This is a genomic window from Phormidium sp. CCY1219, from assembly GCF_055795085.1.
On sequence record NZ_JAYFEQ010000166.1, the window covers coordinates 1 to 7,261 of the forward strand.

At 49.7% G+C, this 7,261-nt stretch carries 7 protein-coding genes; 5 read left to right on the forward strand and 2 right to left on the reverse strand.

What is annotated here, in order from left to right:
- The 3 genes from AC0QH1_RS00925 to recR all read left to right on the forward strand — a co-directional run.
- A partial coding sequence (locus AC0QH1_RS00925; protein WP_473154725.1) for a calcium-binding protein occupies window positions 1-1,099 on the forward strand: 1,099 nt, incomplete at its 5' end.
- A 263-nt stretch (window positions 1,100-1,362) separates the two neighbouring features.
- Entirely contained in the window at window positions 1,363-3,150 is a 1,788-nt protein-coding gene (locus AC0QH1_RS00930; protein ID WP_324628847.1) for a glycosyl hydrolase family 28-related protein, read from the forward strand.
- Window positions 3,151-3,250: 100 nt separating this feature from the next.
- A complete protein-coding gene (recR, locus tag AC0QH1_RS00935; RefSeq protein WP_324628853.1) occupies window positions 3,251-3,820 on the forward strand; it encodes a recombination mediator RecR in 570 nt (189 codons plus the stop codon).
- On the opposite strand, the gene AC0QH1_RS00940 is transcribed toward recR, so the two are convergent.
- The gene (locus AC0QH1_RS00940) at window positions 3,794-3,979 is read right to left on the reverse strand and encodes a hypothetical protein (RefSeq protein WP_324628849.1); all 186 of its coding nucleotides are present in this window, start codon (window positions 3,977-3,979) and stop codon (window positions 3,794-3,796) included. The genes recR and AC0QH1_RS00940 overlap by 27 nt on opposite strands.
- Window positions 3,980-4,002: 23 nt before the next feature.
- Between AC0QH1_RS00940 and AC0QH1_RS00945 the strand changes: the two genes are divergently transcribed.
- Together AC0QH1_RS00945 and AC0QH1_RS00950 are read left to right on the forward strand one after the other, a co-directional pair.
- Window positions 4,003-5,610 carry a hypothetical protein gene (locus tag AC0QH1_RS00945; protein ID WP_324628850.1) on the forward strand — a complete coding sequence of 536 codons (1,608 nt, stop codon included), beginning with the start codon at window positions 4,003-4,005 and terminating at the stop codon, window positions 5,608-5,610.
- A 159-nt stretch (window positions 5,611-5,769) separates the two neighbouring features.
- A complete protein-coding gene (locus AC0QH1_RS00950; protein WP_324628851.1) occupies window positions 5,770-6,615 on the forward strand; it encodes a hypothetical protein in 846 nt (281 codons plus the stop codon).
- 157 nt (window positions 6,616-6,772) lie between these two features.
- Here the strand turns inward: AC0QH1_RS00950 and AC0QH1_RS00955 are convergent.
- On the reverse strand, window positions 6,773-7,261 hold a 489-nt coding region (locus tag AC0QH1_RS00955; protein WP_324628852.1), incomplete at its 5' end, for a hypothetical protein.

Genomic DNA, 7,261 nt, shown 5'->3' on the forward strand with positions numbered 1-7,261 from the left:
TATCGATAATTCCGACAATTCTGGCAATATCGATAATTCCGACAATTCTGGGGATATCGATAATTCCGACAATTCTGACAATATCGATAATTCGGACAATTCTGGCAATATCGATAATTCCGATCGCCCGGAATTAATCTCTGCACCTCCGATCGCGCCATACAGTCCCTCTAATGCTTTTAATCCCGGGAACGATAACAATGCACAAAATCCGCAAACAATAAATTCGGTTTGCCTGCCGCCGATGCCAGCACCACCTCTGGTTTATTTTAACAATGCCAGCAATTTTCCCACCAATTCTGCCGATGATTTCATCTTGGGGAGAAATGACAATGATGCGATCGCCGGATTGGATGGACATGATACATTGCAGGGAATGGGCGGTGACGATATCATTACCGGGGGCAACGGTAGCGAAACCGAAGAGAATCCCTTCAGCGATCGCGATGCAATTTATGGCAACTGGGGGCGGGATTTCCTCCAGGGAAATCAAGGTGAGGATATTATCTTTGCCGGTCAAGATGACGATATCGCCTATGGGGGAAAAGACAATGACGAAATCTGGGGAGATTTGGGCAACGATATCTTAATGGGAGATTTGGGCAGCGATCGCCTGTATGGCGGAACCCAAAATCCTGCCATTCCCGATACGGAAGGGCGCGATATGCTTTATGGTGGAACTGGAGATGATTTCCTGAATGGCAACCAGGGGAACGACTCTCTGGCGGGCGGTTCGGGTAAGGATACCCTCCACGGGGGCAAAGATGACGATCGCCTTTATGGCGACGCCGGCGAAGATATACTGTTTGGCGATCGCGGTAACGATAGTCTCTGTGGTGGCGCGGGAGATGATACGATGTGGGGCGGAATGGGCGGCGATCGCTTTGCTATCGGAACCACTCTGGGCCGCGATCTCATTCTCGACTTTGAACCCGGTATCGATGCGATCGCCCTGACAGGTGGTTTAACCTTTGCCGATCTCACCCTTTCGGCGGGCAACAACGCCACCTTGATTCGTTTCGATACCCAAATTCTCGCCATTCTGGACAATCTGCCACCCACCGCGATCGCCTCCACGGATTTTATTATCGCAAATTGACACAGCAGAAACAGAGAATTGAGCATTTTCGCACCTTTTCTCTGTTTCTGGTTCGAGAGAAATAGACTACAGCGGATCCGCCTTCGGATCCTGGGTCGAGACCCGTTTTGTCAAATTGTCAATCTGTTATTTCAGTAGTAAGTTATAACCCACGCCACTGTTCGGATTGTTGCGTCAGTTGCTAAACTAAGAGAAGAATCTAAAGCGCGATCGCGCTTTGGTTTATTGTCTGTTATCACCTTTAACATTCTTCAACGTTTTTTATGATAAAACACATCAAACGCTTAAATCCGCAGTGGCGAAAATTTTGGCAATTTGTCTGTTTAGCGGGGTTAACCCTCAGCTTGATTGTGGGAATTTCGGCCATTACCCACTACAGTACCCAGCTTAGCACAGAATCGGCGTCAGTGGAACCGATAGCCAGAGAAAATTTGCCCAGTGAATCCACAATTTCTGCCGAGGGTGGGGCAACCAATACGCCAGAGGCGGAGGAATCAGGGGAAAGGGAGACATTTATCGGGTGGGGAAAATCCAATGCCAATTGTGGCAGCGATCGCGGCGGACCGACAGACAATGCGATCGCCGCCGCCTATGGAAACGACGCCTATCCCTGGACGAACAAAATCAAATGGGACTGCGTTTATAATATCAAAGACTTCAGCGCTGCCACAATGGTCGCACAATTCAATGCCGCGCGAGATGCCGCAGCAAAAAGCGGAGGAGTGGTGTATTTTCCAGCAGGAACGTATAACTTTGAGGACAGCATCGAATTAAAAAATGGGGTAGTGATTCGCGGGGAAAACCCGGAAGTTAGGGATGCGAAATCCAGAGAGTATCGTCCGCCGACGCAATTGGTTTTTCCCAAATACGAACCGAAACTATCCGGAGATGGAACGCCGAACGATACTGCATTTAAAACCATTTCTACCCAATCGGTGAATGAGGATAGTAATATTGGGTTAATCAACGTAGATGTTAATCGGGCGGCGATTAATTTTGTGAATAATAAAGACAATGCCACGAATGAGAATATCGTGGTATTTGGAGTTCGCAGCAACAACGTGGCGCGCCCCGATAAAGGGGTACCCGATCGCTCATTTCAAGAAGGGTGGATGCGCTATAGCGATCGCTTTGCCAGCAACATCAAAGTTCACGCCCATGCGAATGTTTTAGTCGCCAATAATCGCGTCAACGATAACATTACCGACAACTACAACCAACCGGGATATAAAGTCAAAACCATCGACGGCGATGCGGTGGTCACTTATGCCGAAGGGAACAAAGTACCCTTTCACTACGGCAATCACTATGGAATCGTGGTGAATCGTTCCAAAGCGGGCGGGTTTAAACCCAACGCCGACCCAGACAGCGAACCGAGGCTGTTTCGCAAGGGAATCGTCATTCGAGACAACTGGGTATATCACACAATGAGAGTGGCAATTATGGGAGCCGGCGACGGTTTGACTATACAAAGTAACCTCGTCAAGGACGAATCCGGGAAACAGTGGTGGACCCATCCCACCGGACTGAAACAGCCGCGCGGGGCCGTGACCCTAGAAAACCGGGCGATCGATTGGTCTGGATGGAACGTTCGCATCGAAGACAACACCTATGAAGTGTATCGGCATCGCGTGATGGATACCGGCTATTTAAGCGTAGATGGCGAAGGAATTTTGATTCAGGAATGTTGCGGCGGTACCAAAATCAATGGGGCGACAATCCGCAACAACCAGGGAAATTCCTACATCGGACTTTACAAAGTTCCTTCGATGAAAAACGTAGAAATTAGCGAAAATCGCTTGGGAAATAGTATCAGCGATACCTCATTAATTTACGTCAATGCCGACACCAACAATCGGAAAAGTTCGATGGAAAATGTGATAATTAAAAACAATACCGTGGAGGGCGCAATTTTCGCGCAAGCCAGCGCCGGGGGAAGCGGAAACGCGATCGAAAACAACCGAGGAAATAATAGCGGATCCATCAAATCTTCTTGTCACGTCAGGGTTAGTGGCAATAGCGGATTTAAGAGCGAACCCTGTTTGGAGTGACAACCCCGACGATTTAGGTCCAGAAATTGGTAAAATAAACCAAACGCTCTAGTAATTCCTAGCAAGGAGGCTTACCGTTTATACTCGTCCTCTCGCTCGTCTGATAGAGCAACTGCAACGCTTGCCTGGAGTTGGGCCAAAAACGGCACAACGACTGGCTTTGCATATTCTAAAACGACCCGATCGCGAGGTAGAGGCACTAGCCAAAGCCTTACTCGAAGCCAAACAACAGGTGGGTTTGTGCAAAGAGTGCTTTCACCTGAGTGCAGACCCCATCTGCGAGATCTGTCGCGCCCCCAACCGCGACAAAGATTTAATCTGCGTGGTTTCCGACTCTCGCGACGTCATTGCTTTGGAAAAAACCCGGGAGTATCGCGGCGTTTATCATGTATTGGGAGGGACGATTTCCCCGATGGATGGCATCGGACCGGAACAACTTTCCATCCAACCCTTGGTGCGGCGCGTCACCCAGCAAAAAACCAAAGAAGTGATTATCGCCATTAGTCCCAGTGTGGAAGGAGAAACCACCACCCTTTACGTGGGACAACTGCTCAAACCCTTTACGCGAGTGACGCGGATCGCGTTTGGTTTACCAATGGGGGGCGATTTAGAATATGCCGATGAAGTCACCTTAGCACGAGCGCTAGAAGGGCGGCGAGAGTTGGAATAGTGCGTGCAGCACTTCAGCAGACCCCCACCATTCCGGGTGAGGATGGGTCACTGTCGAAGATCTTACGGCAAAATTGCTGCACCAATCAGATATTTCCAATCTCGTCAGTTCCGATCGCGGCGATCGCGCCTGGAGCTTGACCGCCCAGATTTTCAGCATAGAAACTCTCAGGTTAATCCGCCATGACTCATTCTATCCTCCCAGGGACTATCGGGAAATTTTTCCTCGGCCAATTTTCGCCGTGGACAGATGCTTCTGTACTGCTTCCCCCTTACCTTATCGGTTTTGTCCTCGGTCTGATTCTTCTTACCGTGATTACGATCGTTCTGCGGTTTTCCGTTTATCAGCGGTTGATTTCCTTAGCCTCGCGAGTCCGGAGTCTGATTCATCAAGACACCCGCATCAAAAAACCCAGACTCGTTGAAGAAATCGAAATTCGCTGTCAGGAATCCAGTCCAAACTTAGAGCGCATCAATACAGCAGCGCTCATCGACCAAGTTTATAGCAAGCATCTGTTGAAAACCGAACAACTTGATTATTTTTGTCGCTTTTTGCCGAATTTATTGCTCGCCCTCGGACTGTTGGGTACCTTTTTAGGCATTACTATCAACCTCAGCGAACTCAGCAGTACCATTAACGAATTTGGGGGAGTGGGAAATATTAACGACTTAGTAGCCCAAGTTCAAAGACCCCTGCAAGGCATGGGGGTCGCCTTTATTAGTAGTTTGACAGCGGTAGCGGCGAGTGCCATATTGACCGTGGTCAATTTATTGCGGAATACCAGCATCGCCAAATATCAACTCGTCAGCGCTTTAGAAGATTATATCGATAATGTTTATGGGCCGGGACTTGGAAAGCGATCGCCCCTGGATAAAGCAGTAGACCGCCTGGAAAACTTCTTGGTAGAATTTACCGGCAAATTTTCCACGTCGATGAAAGATGCCGTTTCCTCCTCTTTAGGCGAAACCATTCACGAAATTAACGAAGGAAACCGCCAAGCGAATCACCTCGCTACCCAGGTTTATAACCGCTTGATGGAATCCACCAGCGCCATTATGTCCGGCGCAACCATGTTCCGCGAATCGGCGCAAGTCTTCGAACGCAGTCAGTTTGCCAATAAACTGTCGAGTTCTACGGAAAATTTAGCCAGTACCCACCGCGATTTGGCCCGGTCCGCCTCCGTATTGAATCAATCCACCCAAGGATTGCAAGTCGCGATCGCTACCTTGCAAAGTACCAGCCAAGAAATTATCAACCTCGGCGAAGAAGTGGGCCGCGTGAATAAAAATTCCGCCCAAGTGCTAAAATTAACCCAGACCAATCAACAAAGCTTTAGCGAAGTGATTGGCGAAATGCAGCAAAGCGCCCAGATTTTCCATTCCGTTCTCAAAACCCTCGATACCCTGCAAAAGCGGTTAGCCGGAAGAACAGACCGCTTTATCGAAATGCATTCCGAACTCTCGCAGTTGGTAGATACCCTGAAACTTTTTACCGAAGAAATGAGACTCGGAATGCAAAAATTAGGCGATCGCCTGGTAGCTTCCATGCACGAACAAGGTAGCGCCAATCATTCTCAAGGACAAGTCGCCAGCCGCATTTCCAAAATCGGCCAAGACTTGAATACCGTTCAATCACAACTCAATCAAATTGTCAATAACCTAGAGCCAGAAAAATCCTCGGGAAATCAAACCACTCAGGTCAGTACCCCCCCGTCCCCAAAATCCCCCCCCAACCCCTTTAATCGGAATTTGGTAAACTGGGAAGAAGAAGATACAGACCAAGAATCCTAAATCCGCTTTCCCTGGGTAGGATAAACCAGCAATGCAACCGAGATGTTGATGCAACCCCCTGTTAGACAGACGCCTCAGATCCGGCGTCTCTCCCCACCGTTTCCACCGGACAATCCATCCCCTAATCCAGACTAAGGTGATTCGTTAAGAGGAAGGTTAATGTTAAAAACGCGATCGCGCCGTCACGAAATGCCAGAAGATTTCGATGTCTGGCCCGCCTTTACGGACTTAATGTCCAATGCTTTTATGATTCTCAGCTTTCTGCTGCTGCTGGCGATTATTAAACCCCTAGTTTCTATCTCCAGTTTGCGCGAAACTGAAGCCACATTGCGGCAACAACTCCTCGGACTCCAAACCGATTTACAACGCGAACAACAACGCGCCACCTCCGCCCAAGCTCAACTCAATGCCTTATCCCAACAAACCCAAGTTTTAGCCCAACAAAACCGCACCTTATCGCAACAAAATCAAACCCTGGAACAGCAATTAGAACAGGAAATTGCCACCCCGAAAGCACCGCCAATTATCGTGATTCGCGATACCGGGGTTTATCGCTTTGAATCCGGAAGTGCCTCCGTTCCCCAGGGATTGGAAACCTACGTCCGTACTCAGTTAGTGCCGCAAATTGAGGCCAATGCCAAACAATATAACATCGATGTGGTCGAGGTCATCGGACACACCGACGGGCAACCCAATAACGTCGGCGACAGTAATCTAGACCGCAATTTAGAAAAAGTCGCCACTGGGAACACACAAGTCAATCAATTAGTCCCCGGTTCTAATGCCGATTTGGGATTGATGCGCGCCCTGGCGGTCGTGCAAATTTTGCAAGGGATTCAACGCACCGAAGGGCGCTTGCAAGGATTGGAATTTCGTCCCTATTCCGCTGCGCAATTGGTCTCTCCCACCGGCGGTTTCGCTGATGTCAATCGCAATCCCGACGAACGCCGTCGCCGCATTGAAATTCGCTTTACCCGCTTGGGTCAAGTCACTCGCGTGGAATAGCGCGCCCTCCTCTCCACCGCAATAGTTCTGGCGGTGGCAATTTTGCACAAAGTATAAACCAGAGAAAGCCCGTTTCAGCGGGCTTTTCGTGCTTTTTTATTTTTAGTGAGATTCAGCCGCAGGCGGCGATTTCCCGCATGTGATATACAGAAAATCCTCAAGTCTCCGCAGGCGACTCCTCCTCATCCTCCGACACCGATTCCTCGTCCGATGGGGCGCTTTCGCGGTTGGCGTCCGTGGTGCCTTCTAACGCTTCTGCCCCCTCTCCCGTGGGCGGGACAACCTCCATCGATTCCATTCCATCCACTGGGAGTGGCTGACTCTGCCCTTCCGTCCCCTCCTCTAACGGTTGAGACTGACTCCCTGCAGGCACTTCACCATCCATCAACGGTTCCTCATCACTGGGTTGCGATTCCACATCGGGTAATTGTAATGGACTATCGCCTCTGGGTGTAGTATCCAACGGTTGCTCGTCACTCGGTTGCGATTCCACTTGCTCATCGCCGCGCGGTGTAGTATCCAACGGTTGCTCGTCACTCGGTTGCGATTCCACTTGCTCATCGCCTGTGGGTGTCCCATCCAACGGTTCCTCATCACTGGGTTGCGATTCCACATCGGGTAATTCTAATTGCTCATCCCTGGGCGG

What these genes read in the sequence shown, in the direction of transcription:
- AC0QH1_RS00930 (WP_324628847.1), top strand. Translation starts at nt 1,363, where the DNA reads ATGATAAAACACATCAAACGCTTAAATCCGCAGTGGCGAAAATTTTGG.
- AC0QH1_RS00940 (WP_324628849.1), bottom strand. Translation starts at nt 3,979, where the DNA reads ATGCTGAAAATCTGGGCGGTCAAGCTCCAGGCGCGATCGCCGCGATCG.
- AC0QH1_RS00945 (WP_324628850.1), top strand. Translation starts at nt 4,003, where the DNA reads ATGACTCATTCTATCCTCCCAGGGACTATCGGGAAATTTTTCCTCGGC.
- AC0QH1_RS00950 (WP_324628851.1), top strand. Translation starts at nt 5,770, where the DNA reads ATGTTAAAAACGCGATCGCGCCGTCACGAAATGCCAGAAGATTTCGAT.